Annotated in this window: 13 protein-coding genes; 10 read left to right on the plus strand and 3 right to left on the minus strand. The window is 68.3% G+C overall.

Features of this window, described 5'->3' with window-relative positions; genetic code table 11:
- Positions 1 to 9 precede the first annotated feature (9 nt).
- The 4 genes from pepP to FOC67_RS27800 are packed head-to-tail and all read left to right on the plus strand — an operon-like array spanning position 10 to position 4269.
- The gene (gene pepP, locus FOC67_RS27785; protein WP_003096308.1) at positions 10 to 1344 is read left to right on the plus strand and encodes a Xaa-Pro aminopeptidase; all 1335 of its coding nucleotides are present in this window, start codon (positions 10 to 12) and stop codon (positions 1342 to 1344) included.
- Positions 1345 to 1351: 7 nt separating this feature from the next.
- Positions 1352 to 2536 carry a 2-octaprenyl-6-methoxyphenyl hydroxylase gene (gene ubiH / locus FOC67_RS27790; protein ID WP_009314483.1) on the plus strand — a complete coding sequence of 395 codons (1185 nt, stop codon included), beginning with the start codon at positions 1352 to 1354 and terminating at the stop codon, positions 2534 to 2536.
- Positions 2537 to 2540: 4 nt separating this feature from the next.
- A complete protein-coding gene (locus FOC67_RS27795) occupies positions 2541 to 3023 on the plus strand; it encodes a hotdog fold domain-containing protein (RefSeq protein ID WP_003099189.1) in 483 nt (160 codons plus the stop codon).
- Positions 3024 to 3051: 28 nt separating this feature from the next.
- On the plus strand, positions 3052 to 4269 hold the full coding sequence (locus FOC67_RS27800) for a 2-octaprenyl-3-methyl-6-methoxy-1,4-benzoquinol hydroxylase (RefSeq protein ID WP_009314482.1): 1218 nt from the start codon (positions 3052 to 3054) through the stop codon (positions 4267 to 4269).
- A 36-nt stretch (positions 4270 to 4305) separates the two neighbouring features.
- Here the strand turns inward: FOC67_RS27800 and FOC67_RS27805 are convergent, their stop codons facing one another.
- Positions 4306 to 5127 (minus strand): hypothetical protein, encoded by an 822-nt coding sequence (locus tag FOC67_RS27805; RefSeq protein WP_003096295.1) that lies wholly within the window; start codon positions 5125 to 5127, stop codon positions 4306 to 4308.
- 38 nt (positions 5128 to 5165) lie between these two features.
- The gene (locus FOC67_RS27810) at positions 5166 to 6359 is read right to left on the minus strand and encodes an MFS transporter (RefSeq protein WP_009314481.1); all 1194 of its coding nucleotides are present in this window, start codon (positions 6357 to 6359) and stop codon (positions 5166 to 5168) included.
- 96 nt (positions 6360 to 6455) lie between these two features.
- Between FOC67_RS27810 and FOC67_RS27815 the strand changes: the two genes are divergently transcribed.
- The 6 genes from FOC67_RS27815 to gcvP all read left to right on the plus strand — a co-directional run bounded on the left by FOC67_RS27815 (position 6456) and on the right by gcvP (position 14842).
- Positions 6456 to 7370 (plus strand): LysR family transcriptional regulator, encoded by a 915-nt coding sequence (locus FOC67_RS27815; RefSeq protein WP_009314480.1) that lies wholly within the window; start codon positions 6456 to 6458, stop codon positions 7368 to 7370.
- Between the two features lie 67 nt (positions 7371 to 7437).
- The gene (locus FOC67_RS27820) at positions 7438 to 8436 is read left to right on the plus strand and encodes an extracellular solute-binding protein (RefSeq protein ID WP_003096289.1); all 999 of its coding nucleotides are present in this window, start codon (positions 7438 to 7440) and stop codon (positions 8434 to 8436) included.
- A gap of 67 nt (positions 8437 to 8503) precedes the next feature.
- Entirely contained in the window at positions 8504 to 10123 is a 1620-nt protein-coding gene (locus tag FOC67_RS27825; RefSeq protein WP_003099178.1) for an iron ABC transporter permease, read from the plus strand.
- 150 nt (positions 10124 to 10273) lie between these two features.
- Complete coding sequence (gene gcvT, locus FOC67_RS27830) at positions 10274 to 11356, plus strand: glycine cleavage system aminomethyltransferase GcvT (protein WP_009314477.1); 1083 nt, start codon at positions 10274 to 10276, stop codon at positions 11354 to 11356.
- Between the two features lie 46 nt (positions 11357 to 11402).
- Positions 11403 to 11792, plus strand: coding sequence for a glycine cleavage system protein GcvH (gene gcvH, locus FOC67_RS27835; protein ID WP_003107397.1), 390 nt, complete (start codon positions 11403 to 11405; stop codon positions 11790 to 11792).
- Between the two features lie 173 nt (positions 11793 to 11965).
- Positions 11966 to 14842, plus strand: coding sequence for an aminomethyl-transferring glycine dehydrogenase (gcvP, locus tag FOC67_RS27840; protein WP_031627610.1), 2877 nt, complete (start codon positions 11966 to 11968; stop codon positions 14840 to 14842).
- 34 nt (positions 14843 to 14876) lie between these two features.
- Here the strand turns inward: gcvP and FOC67_RS27845 are convergent, their stop codons facing one another.
- A complete protein-coding gene (locus FOC67_RS27845) occupies positions 14877 to 15206 on the minus strand; it encodes a DUF2388 domain-containing protein (protein ID WP_003118034.1) in 330 nt (109 codons plus the stop codon).
- Positions 15207 to 15291: the final 85 nt, after the last annotated feature.

Below are 15291 nucleotides of genomic sequence, written 5' to 3' on the forward strand. Positions count from 1 at the left end.
GGTTTCTGCATGATCCGTATCCCCAAGTCGGAGTACGCCCGTCGGCGCAAGGCGCTGATGGCGCAGATGGAACCCAACAGCATCGCCATCCTGCCGGCGGCGCCGATGTACATCCGCAATCGCGACGTCGAGCATGTCTACCGCCAGGACAGCGACTTCCAGTACCTCACCGGCTTCCCCGAGCCGGAGGCGGTGATGGCGCTGATTCCCGGCCGTGCCCACGGCGAATACGTGCTTTTCTGCCGCGAGCGAGATCCGGAGCGTGAACTGTGGGACGGCCTGCGCGCCGGCCAGGACGGTGCGATCGGCCAGTACGGCGCCGACGACGCCTTTCCCATCGGCGATATCGACGACATCCTGCCCGGCCTGATCGAAGGCCGCGACCGGGTCTACTACGCCCTTGGCGCCAATCCCGACTTCGACCGCCGGCTGATGGACTGGATCAACGTGATCCGCTCCAAGGCCCGCCAGGGCGCGCAGCCGCCGAACGAGTTCGTTGCCCTCGACCACCTGCTGCACGACCAGCGGCTGTACAAGAGCGCCAACGAAGTGAAGGTCATGCGCTACGCCGCCGAGGTCTCCGCCCGGGCGCACATCCGGGCGATGGAGGTGTGCCGGCCGGGGCTGTTCGAGTACCACCTGGAAGCCGAGCTGGAATACGAGTTCCGCAAGGGCGGGGCGAAGATGCCGGCCTACGGCTCGATCGTCGCCGCCGGACGCAACGCCTGCATCCTGCACTACCGCGAGAACGATGCGGCGATCAAGGACGGCGACCTGATCCTGATCGATGCCGGCTGCGAGATCGACTGCTACGCCAGCGACATCACCCGTACCTTCCCCGCCAATGGCCGCTTCAGCCCCGAGCAGAAGGCGATCTACGAACTGGTGCTGGAAGCCAACATGGCGGCGTTCGACTACATCGCCCCCGGTCGCCACTGGAACGAGGCCCATGAGGCCACCGTACGGGTCATCACCGCCGGGCTGGTGCGCCTGGGCCTGCTGGAGGGCGACGTCGACGAGCTGATCGCCCACGAGGCCTACAAGGCTTTCTACATGCACCGCGCCGGCCACTGGCTGGGGATGGACGTGCACGACGTCGGCGAGTACCGCGTCGGCGGCGAATGGCGGGTGCTCGAACCGGGCATGGCGATGACCGTCGAGCCGGGCATCTACATCGCCCCGGACAATACCTCGGTGGCGAAGAAGTGGCGCGGTATCGGCGTACGCATCGAGGACGACGTGGTGGTCACCCGCAATGGCTGCGAAGTGCTGACCAACGGCGTGCCGAAGACCGTCGCCGAGATCGAGGCGCTGATGGCCGCGGCCAAGAGCGAGGCAGCCTGAGGTGACGATGAGCAAGGTCAACCTGGCGATCATCGGCGGGGGCCTGGTCGGCGCCTCGCTGGCGCTGGCCCTGCAGGCCGGCGCTCGGGAGCGCGGCTGGTCGATCGTGCTGATCGAACCCTTCGCCCCCGGCAATGCCTACCAGCCCAGCTACGACGCCCGCTCTTCGGCGCTGTCTTACGGCAGCCGGCAGATCTACGAGCGTCTCGGCCTGTGGCCGGCGATCGCCGAGCGCGCCGAGCCGATCCTGCATATCCATGTTTCCGACCGCGGCCGCTTCGGCGCCACCCGCCTGACCGCCATCGAGGAAGGCGTGCCGGCGCTGGGCTACGTGGTGGAGAACGCCTGGCTCGGCCAGTGCCTGTGGAAGGCGCTCGACCCCGAGGTGGTGCGCTGGCACTGCCCGGCCGAAGTGAAGATCCTGGAAGCCCGGGAGGGCGGTTACCGGCTTACCCTCGACGACGAGACGCAACTCGATTGCGAGCTGGCGATCCTCGCCGATGGCGGTCGTTCCGGGCTGCGCGAACAACTCGGCATCGCCGTGGAGCAGACGCCGTACCGGCAGACTGCGCTGATCGCCAACGTATCGCCCTCCGAGGCGCACCTCGGGCAGGCCTTCGAGCGCTTCACCCCCAGCGGTCCGATGGCCCTGCTGCCGTTGCCGGAGAACCGTTGCGCGCTGATCTGGACCCGCCCAGGCAAGGACGCCGAACGTCTGCGTGGCCTCGATGACGCGGCCTTCCTCGGCGAGCTGCAGGCTGCCTTCGGCTACCGCCTCGGCGCCTTCCGCCAGGTCGGCGCACGGCACTGCTACCCCTTGCACCTGGTCGAGGCCCGCGAGCAGGTGCGTCCGCACCTGGTGGTGCTGGGCAACGCTGCGCACAGTCTGCACCCCATCGCCGGCCAGGGCTTCAACCTGTCGTTGCGCGACACCCTGGCGCTGGTCGACGCCCTGCTCCACGACGACGCGCCGCTGGGCGAGTTCGCCGTGCTGCAGCGCTACCTCGATGGGCAGCGCCTGGACCAGCAGATGACCGTCGGCTTCTCCGACCGGGTGACCCGGCTGTTCTCCAACGACCGCGCGCTGCTCGGCGCCGGGCGCAACCTCGGCCTGCTCGGGCTCGACCTGCTGCCGCCGGCCAAGCGCTGGTTCGCCCGTCAGGCCATGGGCCTCGGCGCGCGGCCGCTGTAGCGCCATGCCGGTCTGGTCGAGGGCGCGCAAGGCCCGCCTGCTGCGCTTCGCCATGAACCTCTACCCGCCCTTCCTGGGGGCGGGCATCCGTGTGCGGCACATCGCCGGCGATTTCCGCGAGGTTCGGGTGCGCATGGGCCTGAACCGGCTCAATCGCAACTATGTAGGCACCCAGTTCGGCGGCAGCCTCTACGCGATGACCGACCCGTTCTTCATGCTGATGCTGATGGAGAACCTGGGCCGCGACTACGTGGTCTGGGACAAGGCGGCCAACATCGAGTTCGTCAGCCCGGGCAAGGGCCCGGTGCATGCGCATTTCAGCATCGACCAGAAGCTGCTCGACGAGGTCCGTGAGCGGACCGCCGGCGGCGAGAAGTACCTGCCCCGGCTGCACGCCGAAGTGCGCGACGACGCCGGCACCCTGGTGGCGCGGGTTCAGAAAACCCTGTACGTGCGGCTCAAGCCGCGCCTGCGGAACGCGGCCTGAAGAGGGCCCACGAGTGGAGAACGAGGATATGCACGCGGATCTGGTCATCGTCGGCGCCGGCATGGTCGGTAGCGCCCTGGCCCTGGCCCTGGAGGGCAGCGGCCTGGAGGTGCTGCTGGTGGACGGCGGCTCGCTCGACGTGGCGCCGTTCAAGCCGGAGGCGCCCTACGAGCCGCGGGTCAGTGCGCTGTCCGAAGCCAGCCGGCGGATTCTCCAGCGCCTGCACGCCTGGGACGGCATCGTCGCGCGCCGCGCCGAGCCCTATCGCGAGATGCAGGTGTGGGATGGCTCCGGCACCGGGCGGATCGGCTTCAGCGCCGCCAGCGTGCACGCCGAGGTGCTCGGCCATATCGTCGAGAACCGGGTGGTGCAGGACGCCCTGCTGGAACGCCTGCACGATTCCACCACCGGCCTGCTGGCCAACGCGCGCCTGGAACAGATGCGCCACTCCGGTGACGACTGGCTGCTGACCCTGGCCGACGGCCGTCAGCTGCGCGCGCCGCTGGTGGTCGCCGCCGACGGCGCCAACTCGGCGGTACGCCGCCTGGCCGGCTGCGCCACCCGCGAATGGGATTACCTGCACCACGCCATCGTCACCAGCGTGCGCTGCGAGAACGCGCACCGCGCAACCGCCTGGCAGCGCTTCACCGACGACGGCCCGCTGGCCTTCCTGCCCCTGCCGGACCGCGGCGACGAACACTGGTGCTCGATCGTCTGGTCGACCACCCCGGAACAGGCAGAACGGCTGATGGCGCTGGACGAGGATGGCTTCCGCGCCGCCCTCGGCGAAGCTTTCGAACAGCGCCTGGGCGCCATCCTGCATGCCGACCGGCGCCTGTGCATCCCGCTGCGCCAGCGGCACGCCAAGCGTTACGTCGAGCCGGGCCTGGCGCTGGTCGGCGACGCTGCGCACACCATCCACCCGCTGGCCGGACAGGGCGTGAACCTGGGTTTCCTCGATGCGGCGGTGCTGTCCGAGGTCCTGTTGCACGCCCTGGAGCGCGGCGAACGGCTTGCCGACGAACGCGTGCTGAGTCGCTTCGAGCGGCGGCGGATGCCGCACAACCTGGGCATGATGACGGCAATGGAAGGCTTCGAACGCCTGTTCCAGGCCGACCGGTTGCCGCTGCGCTGGCTGCGCAACGCCGGCCTGCGCCTGGTCGACGGCCATCACGAGGCCAAGGCGCTGTTCGTCCGCCAGGCGCTTGGCCTCAGCGGCGACCTGCCGGCGCTGGCACGAGTCTGAGCGGGGCGGCTCCCCTGACGGGAGGGCCGCCAGTCCTCAGAACAGCGCCGCGCAGTCACGCATGACCTGCGCCTTGTTGCGCAGGTAGAGCCCGAACAGGTTGCGCGCGGCTTCTTCGTTCACCTCGATTTCCATCGCCTCGACGAAGGCGTTCACCGCCGCCGTGGCGTGGGCGAAGTGATTGCTCTCGGTGCCGCCGGTGTGCACCGTTACCCAGGCCACGGTGGCGCGGGCGCGTTCGGCGGGTACGCCCATGTCGCGGCTGAACCATTCCTTGTACAGCGGGTGGATGTACTCCACCTCGCCGTGGGTATAGACCTCGTGTACCAGCGTGGTCAGCAGTCCCTGCATCAGGTCGCGCTCGCGCAGGCGCTGGCGGTCGGTCCAGTCCTTGAACGCCTGCGCCGAAGGCAGGCAGTTCTCGCGCAGCAGCCAGCGGTCGTCGCCGCAAAGGGTGGTGGCCATGGTGTAGAAAAGATCGGCATGCACGGTGTTGCCGAGGGCGCCGAGGTCTTCGTCGGTGATCCGTTGCAGGCTGCCGCAGGCTCGATAGAGCTGGTCTGCCGCTGCCGAACCCTGTTCCGAACGGGCCAGCAGGGTCAGGCGATTGGCCAGCCCGGAAACGCTGGCCGCCGAGTTGTTGGTCTTCGACCAGCTGGCGAAGAACTTGCGCAGCGGCTCGACCGCCTGGCGCCGGGCGGTGACCCGGGCGAAGGCGTCCTCGATGTCCAGCAACGACGCCGTCTCGTCCCAGAAGGCCCGGAACAGCGCATGGCGCAGGGGTCCGGCGGGCATGTCGTTGAGGACTGGCTCGATGACGCCGAGCAGCTTGCTGTGGGGGGTGATGACATGGTTCATGGCTAACCTCCTGTCGGTTCTTGTTGTTCTTGCGATGGTTACGGTCTTCCTTGCGACGCGCGCAGGGCCGCGCGTTCGGCCTGTGGTGCGGACCAGCCGTAGCGGGTCAGCAGCAACGGCAGCAACTGGGCCAGGAGGATCAGGCCCAGGCAGCCCGGCCAGCCCCAGCGGTCCCAGAATGGCGCCGGCAGCACCGCGCCGAGGCTGCCGCCGGCGTAGTAGCAGGTCAGGTAGAGGCCGACGGCGCCGGCCTTGTCGGTCCCGGCGTTGCTGGCGGTGAAAGCGTTGACCGTGGACTGTGCGAGGAACACGCCGGTGGCGCTGAGAGCCAGGCCGACGAGAATCGTCGGCAGGCCCGGCGCCAGGGTCAGCAGCGAGCCGCAGACGCCCAGCAGCGATGCGCCCAGCAGCAACTGGCGGTGCGGGCGGGCGCGGGCCAGGCGGCCGCTGGCGGGAATCACCAGCAGGGCGAGGAGGAACACCGCGTAGATCGAGCCGAGCTGAGCGGTGTCCAGGCTGTACGGCGGACGGCTGAGATGGATGCCGATATAGGTGAACATGGCGACCTGGGAAAAGAGGACACAGAACCCCACCGCGTAGGACGACAGCAGCGGAGCCCGGAACAGTTCACGGGATACTAAGGGGCGTTTCCCGGGTGCGGGCGAGTGCCTGCCAGAATTGGCAGGGAGCAGCGCGCGGATGGCGACGGCGATGAGCAGGGTCAGTCCGGCGAGGATCCGGAAGGCGACGCGCCAATCCCACTCCTCGGTCAGCAGGCCGGTGAGGAAGCGTCCGGCGAAGCCGCCGAGGATGGTTCCGGCGACATAGAGGCTGGTCAGCTCGATGACCGCGCCGCCGCTCCAGCGTTCGCCGGTGTAGGCCACGCTGCTGGCGAACAGCAGGGGAATCAGCATCCCCTCGGCGAAGCGCCAGAGCAGGAAGGCGGCGAAGCTGCCGGCATGGGCGGCCAGCAGCATGGGCACGCAGAGCAGGCTGGCGGCGAAGGCGATCACCCGGCTGCGCTCGCGACCGCCGCTGAGCCGGCCGACGAAGGGCGCGGCGAGGGCCACCGCCAGGGTGGTGGCGGTGATGCTCCAGTTCGATTGATGGGCGCTGATGTGGAAGCTCGCCGCCAGTTCGTCGAAGATGCCCTGGGTGGTATAGAGATTGAGGAACGCAGCGCAACCGCAGAGAAACAGCGCGAGGCGGGGGAAACCCTGGGACGAATTCATGGAACGCTCTGTCTGGACGAGAAACCCCCTGTTATAGGGGCGCTCCCGACGGGCTGGCCAATACCGATTCAGGACCGATCGATACCGAGGAACCGCATGCTCGACCTACGCCGCCTGCGCTGCTTCGCAGCCGTTGCCGAAACCCTGCATTTCGGCCGCGCCGCCCAGCGCCTGCACATGGCGCAGCCGCCCTTGACCCGGCAGATATCCGCGCTGGAGGAAGAGCTGGGCTTTCGCCTGTTCGACCGCTCCAGCCGGGCGGTGACCCTCACCGCCGAGGGCAGCCTGTTCCTGCCTTACGCACGCGGCCTGCTGGACCAACTGGAGCGCACCGCCGGCTTCGCCCGCAAGTTGGCGCAGGGGTTGGCCGGCCACCTGACCCTCGGCTACGCCAGCTCCATCGCCCTGTCGAACCTGTTCACCGAGGCGATCCGACTGTTCCGCGAGCGCCATCCGGAGGTGCAACTGGAGCTGCTCGAAGGCGCTTCGGCGGCGCAATGGGCGCAGATCGCCGAAGGCGGCATCGATGTGGGGCTGGGGCGCCTGCCGCCGCCGGAAGGCCAGGTCGGCATCGAGGTGCTGGCCCTGGGCGGCGAGCCGCTGGTGGTGGCCGTGCCCAACGGCGATCCGCTGGCGCGGCAAGAGCGGATCGACCTGTACGATCTGCGTGATCGGCCGCTGATCCTGTTTCCGCTGGACTACGGCTCCGGCCTCAACGAACTGATCGAGCGCCTCTACCGGAAGGCCGGGCTGGCGCTGACGAGGGGACCGGCCGGACGCCAGATCATCTCGATCATCGCCCTGGTCGCGGCCGGCCAGGGCGTTGCCCTGGTGCCGCGTTGCAGCACCGCGCTGGCCCGGGCCGGAGTCGTCTATCGCCCGCTGGCCGAGCCCGAGGCGCTGGCCGATTTCCTCGTCTTCACCCGCCGCCATGGCCGCAGCGCCGCGGTGGAGGCGTTTCTCGCCATCCTCGGCGGCCTGGACGCAGGCGAAACACCCCGACACATTTAGTCGCGCGGGTTCGCAAGCGAGATTTCTTATCATTCGTGCCTACGTTCCGCTGACGAGGCTGTTCTTCATGCAGGCAAGCAAAGCTCTACTCGCCGCCCTGGCTCTGGGCATCACCGGCCTGGCCCAGGCCGCCGACGAAGTGGTGGTGTATTCCTCGCGCATCGACGAGCTGATCAAGCCGGTGTTCGATGCCTACACCAGCAAGACCGGCGTGAAGGTCAAGTTCATCACCGACAAGGAAGCGCCGCTGATGGCGCGGATCAAGGCCGAAGGCGCGAACACCCCGGCCGACCTGCTGCTCACCGTGGACGCCGGCAACCTCTGGCAGGCCGAGCAGATGGGCCTGCTGCAACCGTTCAAGTCGGCCACCATCGAACGGAACATTCCCTCGCAGTATCGTTCCAGCACCGATAGCTGGACCGGACTGTCGCTGCGCGCGCGGACCATCGTCTACTCCACCGAGCGGGTCAAGCCGGAAGAGCTGAGCACCTACGAAGCCCTGGCCGACAAGCAATGGGAAGGCCGCCTGTGCCTGCGCACGGCGAAGAAGGTCTACAACCAGTCGCTGACCGGGACCCTGATCGAGACCCACGGGGCGCAGAAGACCGAGGAAATCCTCCAGGGCTGGGTGAACAACCTGGCCACCGACGTATTCGCCGACGACAACGCGGTGATCCAGGCGGTGGACGCCGGCCAGTGCGACGTCGGCATCGTCAATACCTACTACTACGGACGCCTGCACAAGCAGAACCCGAACCTGCGGGTCAAGCTGTTCTGGCCGAACCAGGCCGACCGCGGCGTCCACGTCAACCTGTCGGGCATCGGCCTGACTCGCCACGCACCGCATCCCGAGGCAGCCAAGGCGCTGGTGGAATGGATGACCGGGCCCGACGCCCAGGCGCTGTTCGCCGGGATCAACCAGGAATTCCCGGCCAACCCGCAGGTCGCGCCGTCAGCCGAAGTCGCCAGCTGGGGCAGCTTCAAGGCCGACAGCATCCCGGTGGAAGTCGCCGGCAAGCGCCAGGCCGAGGCGATTCGCCTGATGGACCGCGCCGGCTGGAACTGACCGCCGGTTATACTCGGCGCCCCGGCTCGTCCGAGCGGGGCGTCGTTCGTTCCGCACCGAGGATTTCGTGGCCCATCCCGCTCCCCGCCGCTGGTACCCCATCACCTTCACCGTTGCCGCGCTGGTGCTGCTGCCGCTCAGCGTGCTGCTGCTGAGCTGGCTGGAGATCGACCGGGAAATCTGGAGCCACCTGTGGGATACCCAGTTGCCGCGCCTGCTCGGCAACACCCTGACCCTGGTGCTCGGCGTCGGCATCGGCGTGACTCTGCTCGGGGTCAGCCTGGCCTGGCTCACCAGCCTCTGCGAATTCCCCGGACGGCGCTGGCTGGACTGGGCGCTGATGTTGCCGTTCGCGATCCCGGCCTACGTCCTGGCGTTCGTCTTCGTCGGCCTGCTGGATTTCGCCGGACCGGTGCAGAGCCTGCTGCGCGAGTGGTTCGGCAGCGGCCTGCGGTTGCCGCGCGTACGCTCCACCGGCGGGGTGATCCTGGTCCTGGTGCTGGTGTTCTATCCCTATGTCTACCTGCTCGCGCGCAGCGCCTTCATCGCCCAGGGCAAGGGCCTGATGGAAGCCGCGCGGGTCCTCGGCCTGTCGCCCTGGCAGGCGTTCCTGCGGGTCGCCCTGCCGATGGCGCGGCCGGCGATCGGCGCCGGCCTGGCGCTGGCGGTGATGGAAACCCTGGCCGACTTCGGCGCGGTATCGGTGTTCAACTTCGATACCTTCACCACCGCTATCTACAAGACCTGGTACGGCTTCTACAGCCTCTCCAGCGCCGCCCAGCTGGCCAGCCTGTTGTTGCTCGGGGTATGCCTGGTGCTGCTCGGCGAGCGCCACACGCGAGGCCGGGCCAAGGCCGCCAGCGAGCGTCCGCGCGGCGCGCCGCTGTACCGCCTGCGCGGCGCCAGGGCGCTGGCGGCGAGCGCCTGGTGCGGGCTGGTGTTCCTCTGCGCCTTCGTGATTCCCGTGGCGCAACTGGTTGTCTGGTTCTGGCGCCAGGGCCGTTTCGACCTCGACGAGCGCTACTGGGACCTGATCGGCCATACCCTGACGCTGGGCGGCATCGCCGCACTGGCGACGGTCGCCGTGGCCCTGCTGCTGGCCTTCGCCGTGCGCCTGGCGCCGACCCGCGCTATCCGCGGCGCGGTGGGCCTGGGCAACCTCGGTTATGCGCTGCCGGGCTCGGTCCTGGCGGTTTCGATCATGCTGGCCTTCAGTTGGCTGGACAATCACTGGGTGATCCCGCTTTCCAGCGCCCTCGGCGGCGCCGGCAAGCCGCTGCTGCTGGGCAGTCTGTTCGCCCTGCTGCTGGCCTACCTGATCCGTTTCATGGCGGTGGCCTACGGGCCGCTGGAAAGCGGGCTGGCGCGGATCCGCCCGTCGCTGCCGGAAGCCTCGCGCAGCCTCGGCGTGGGCGGCCCGCTGCTGTTCCTGCGGGTCTACCTGCCGCTGTTGCTGCCGGCCTCGCTGAGCGCCGCGCTGCTGGTCTTCGTCGACGTGCTCAAGGAGATGCCGGCGACCCTGCTGATGCGTCCTTTCGGTTGGGACACCCTGGCCGTACGGATCTTCGAGATGACCAGCGAGGGCGAATGGGCGCGCGCCTCGCTGCCGGCCCTGACCCTGGTGCTGGTCGGCCTGCTACCGGTGGTCGGGTTGATTCGTCGTTCTGCCCATCATTCCGATCGTTGAGCCCAGTATCCATGCAGGTCGTAGGGTCTATGCACGGATCGCGGCACGCTTCCATGGTGTCCTGCTCCGGGGCTTGCGGCTACAATGCGCGCGATTTCGTGCCGGCGGTCCCTGCCGACGGCACCCGCTACGCCCGGAAGGAGAATACCCATGGGATTGCGCACCCCGCTTTACGAGCTGCACGTCGCGCTCGGCGCCAAGATGGTCGATTTCGGCGGTTGGGACATGCCGCTGCACTACGGTTCGCAGGTCGAGGAGCACCATCAGGTTCGGCGTGACTGCGGCGTCTTCGACGTGTCCCACATGACCGTGGTCGACGTCTCCGGCGAGCAGGCCACGGCCTATCTGCAGCATCTCCTGGCGAACGACGTGGCGCGCCTCGGCGAGACCGGCAAGGCGCTCTACAGCGCGATGCTCAACGAAGAGGGCGGGGTGGTCGACGACCTGATCGTCTACCTGACCGAGAACGGCTACCGGGTGGTGGTCAACGCCTCCACCCGCGACAAGGACATCGCCTGGATGCAGGCGCAGGCCGCCGGCTTCAAGGTCGACCTGCAGGAACGCGGCGACCTGGCGATGCTCGCCATCCAGGGCCCCAACGCCCGCGTGCACAGCTCCGAACTGGTATCCCCGGCACGCGCCGCGCTGATACGCGAACTCAAGCCGTTCCAGGGCCGTGCCGAGGGCGACTGGTTCATCGCCCGCACCGGCTACACCGGCGAGGACGGCCTGGAAATCATGCTGCCGGCCGCCGAGGCGCCAGGCTTCCTCAACGAGCTGGTTGGCGCCGGGATCTCCCCGGCGGGCCTGGGGGCGCGCGATACGCTGCGCCTGGAGGCCGGGCTCAATCTCTACGGCCAGGACATGGACGAAAGCGTTTCCCCGCTTGCCGCCAACATGGGCTGGACCGTAGCCTGGGAGCCGGTTGCGCGGGACTTCGTCGGCCGCCGCGCGCTGGAAGCGCAGAAGGCCGCCGGCGACCAGCCGAAGCTGGTCGGCCTGGTTCTGGAGGAGCGCGGCGTGCTGCGCGCCCACCAGGTGGTGCGGGTAGCTGGCATTGGTGAGGGGGAGATCACCAGCGGCAGCTTTTCGCCTACCCTGAACAAGTCCATCGCGCTGGCCCGCGTGCCGGCCGCCACCGGCGACCGCGCCGAGGTGGAAATCCGCGGCAAGTGGTACCCGGTACGGGTGGTCCAGCCCAGTTTCGTGCGTCACGGCAAGCCCCTGATCTAACCTGGCAATGGCGACCGCCGTCGCCCCCGACTTCGAGGAAAACAAGATGAGCAATATTCCCGCCGAACTGCGTTACGCCCAGAGCCACGAATGGGCGCGTCTGGAAGCCGACGGCAGCGTTACCGTGGGCATTTCCGACCATGCCCAGGAAGCCCTTGGCGATGTGGTCTTCATCGAGCTGCCGGAGCTGGGCAAGACCCTCGCCGCCGGTCAGGAAGCGGGCGTGGTCGAGTCGGTGAAGGCCGCCTCCGACATCTATTCGCCGATCGGCGGCGAAGTCATCGCTATCAACGAAGCCCTGGCCGACACCCCGGAAGACGTCAACAACGACCCGTACGCGTCCTGGTTCTTCAAGCTCAAGCCGAGCAATCCGGCCGAGCTGGACAAGCTGCTCGACGCCGCTGGCTACCAGGCCGCCGTCGACGCGGAAGGCTGAGCCGCCGCGTAGTCGCGACAAAACCCGCTATCCTTGGACAAGGCCTCGATCATTCGAGGCTTTGTTCTTTTTGCAGCGGCGAAATGCGTTTTCGCCGTCGTTGCTTTCTCATTCGATATCCGTTCGGCGACGATCGCTGGCAGGGCGATGCCGCCCCCAACGAGACCGAAGCCATGTCGCAGACGCCGTCCCTCGCCCAGCTCCAGCCCGCCGATGCCTTCCTGCGCCGCCACCTCGGCCCCGATCCGGCGGAACAGCAGGCCATGCTGGATTTCCTCGGAGTTTCCACTCGCGCCGAACTGATCGTGCAGACGGTGCCGCCGGCGATCCGCCTCAACCGGCCGCTGGAACTGCCCGCCGCGCTCGACGAACAGGCCGCCCTGGCGCGCCTGCGCGGCTACGCCGGGCTCAACCAGCGCTGGACCAGCCTGATCGGCATGGGCTACTACGGCACCGTGACGCCGCCGGTGATCCTCCGCAACGTGCTGGAGAATCCCGGCTGGTACACCGCCTATACGCCCTACCAGCCGGAAATCGCCCAAGGCCGCCTGGAAGCGCTGCTGAATTTCCAGCAACTGACCATCGACCTCACCGGACTCGACCTGGCCAGCGCCTCGCTGCTCGACGAAGCCACCGCCTCCGCCGAGGCCATGGCCCTGGCCAGGCGGGTGGCGAAGGCCAGGAGCAACCGGTTCTTCGTCGATGCGCATTGCCATCCGCAGACCGTTTCGGTGTTGCGTACCCGCGCCGAGGCGTTCGGTTTCGAGCTGGTCGTCGACGAGCCGGACAATCTTGCCGCCCACGCGGTGTTCGGCGCCTTGCTGCAATACCCGGACAGTCGTGGCGAGATCCGCGACCTGCGCCCGCTTATCGAGGCGTTGCACGGTCAACAGGCGCTGGCCTGCGTCGCCAGCGACCTGCTCGCCCTGTTGGTGCTGACCCCGCCGGGGGAACTCGGTGCCGACGTGGTGCTCGGCAGCGCCCAGCGCTTTGGCGTACCGATGGGCTACGGCGGGCCGCACGCGGCGTTCTTCGCCACCCGCGAAGGGTACAAGCGGGCAATGCCGGGGCGGATCATCGGCGTTTCCCGCGACGCCCGCGGCAACCCGGCGTTGCGCATGGCCCTGCAAACCCGCGAGCAGCACATCCGTCGGGAAAAGGCCAACTCGAACATCTGCACCGCCCAGGTGCTGCTGGCCAACATTGCTTCGCTGTATGCCGTCTACCATGGGCCGCAGGAGCTGAAACGCATCGCCCAACGCGTCCAGCGCCTGACCGCGCTGCTGGCGGCGGGCCTGGAAAGCAAGGGACTACGGCGGCTCAACCGGCACTTCTTCGACACCCTGACCTACGAGGTCGGCGAGCGTCAGGCGGCGATCCTCGAGCGGGCGCGGGCGGCGCGGGTCAACCTGCGCGTGGTCGACGACCGGCGGCTGGCCCTGAGCCTCGACGAAACCTGTGACGCGGCGACCCTGGCGACCCTGTTCGAGATCTTCCTCGGTGCCGGCCACGGGCTGGATGTCGCGCACCTGGATGGCGGGGCGGTGGACGACGGCATTCCGGCGGTCCTGCAACGCACTTCGGCCTACCTGCAGCATCCGGTGTTCAACGCCCACCACAGCGAGACCGAGATGCTTCGCTACCTGCGCCAGCTGGAAGGCAAGGACCTGGCGCTGAACCAGGCGATGATCCCGCTCGGCTCCTGCACCATGAAGCTCAACGCCAGCAGCGAGATGATCCCCATCACCTGGCCGGAATTCGTCGAACTGCATCCGTTCGTGCCGCGCGAGCAGGCCGAGGGCTATCGCCGGATGATCGACGAACTGGAAGCCTGGCTGCGGGCGATCACCGGCTTCGACGCCATCTGCATGCAGCCGAACTCGGGAGCACAGGGCGAATATGCCGGGTTGCTGGCGATCCGCCGCTACCACCAGAGCCGCGGCGATAGCCAGCGCGACATCTGCCTGATTCCCGCATCGGCGCATGGCACCAACCCGGCCTCGGCGATCATGGCCAGCATGCGGGTGGTGATCGTCGAGTGCGATCCCCGCGGCAACGTCGACCTCGACGACCTGCGCCTCAAGGCGGCCGAGGCGGGCGACCGGCTGTCCTGCCTGATGATCACCTATCCCTCGACCCACGGCGTCTACGAGGAGGGGATAGGCGAGATCTGCGAAGTGGTCCACCGCCACGGCGGCCAGGTCTACATGGACGGCGCCAACCTCAACGCCCAGGTCGGCCTGGCGCGACCGGCGGACATCGGCGCGGACGTCTCGCACATGAACCTGCACAAGACCTTCTGCATCCCCCATGGTGGTGGCGGACCGGGCATGGGGCCGATCGGGGTCAAGCGGCACCTGGCGCCGTTCGTCGCCAACCATCCGGTGATCCGCGTCGAAGGGCCGAACCCGCTGAACGACGCGGTCAGCGCGGCGCCCTGGGGCAGCGCCAGCATCCTGCCGATCAGTTGGATGTACATCGCCATGATGGGCCCGCAGTTGGCCGACGCCAGCGAGGTGGCGATCCTCTCCGCCAACTACCTGGCGAACCGCCTGGACGGGGCGTTCCCGGTGCTCTATCGCGGGCGCAACGAGCGCGTCGCCCACGAATGCATCCTCGACCTGCGACCGCTCAAGGCGCAGACCGGGATCACCGAGGAAGACGTGGCCAAGCGCCTGATGGACTACGGCTTCCACGCCCCGACCATGTCCTTCCCGGTGCCGGGCACGCTGATGGTGGAGCCGACCGAGAGCGAGTCGAAGGCGGAGCTGGATCGCTTCGTCGAGGCGATGCTGAGCATCAGGGCCGAGATCGGCAAGGTGGAAAGCGGCGACTGGCCGGCGGAGGACAACCCGCTGAAACGGGCGCCGCATACCCTGGCCGACGTTACCGGGATCTGGCAGAGACCCTACGAGATCGCCGAGGCGGTGACCCCGAGCGAACATGCGCGGGCGTTCAAGTACTGGCCGGCGGTTAACCGGGTGGACAACGTCTACGGCGACCGCAACCTGTTCTGCGCCTGCGTGCCGCTGGACGACTACCGCGAGTGACCTCGCCTCCGGGCGGAGGCGAGGTCGCCGGGGCCTACTGCTGGACGGCGGACTGCTCGCCGCCGGCGAGGATCGCGCTGGCCAGTTCCATGTCGCTGGCCTGCAGGTCCGGGTTGTCGTTGCGCAGCTTCTGCAGGGCGGCTTCCAGGTACGGCCCGCGGATCGCGCCGTCGCTGGCGATGTAGCTGCCGGCGTCGTCCTGCGCGGCGACGATCAGCTTGTGGTCGTGGCGGAAGGTCAGGTAGGTGGAGGCCGTGGTGGCACCCGAGGAAATGATGTTGCGCCAGAAGGTATCGGCCATGGCCGAGCCCAGCGGCAGGGCGGCGATGACCAGGGTGGTGGCGGCGAGTTTGACGGAACGCATGGGGGAACTCCTGATAGGGGGCTGCGTGTTACATCAGATCGCGTTTGGCGTCCCGGAGTTCCAGCGGGGATGACCGTCCGGTCGC

This window comes from Pseudomonas sp. FDAARGOS_761 (assembly GCF_013343155.1).
Classification (GTDB): domain Bacteria; phylum Pseudomonadota; class Gammaproteobacteria; order Pseudomonadales; family Pseudomonadaceae; genus Pseudomonas; species Pseudomonas aeruginosa.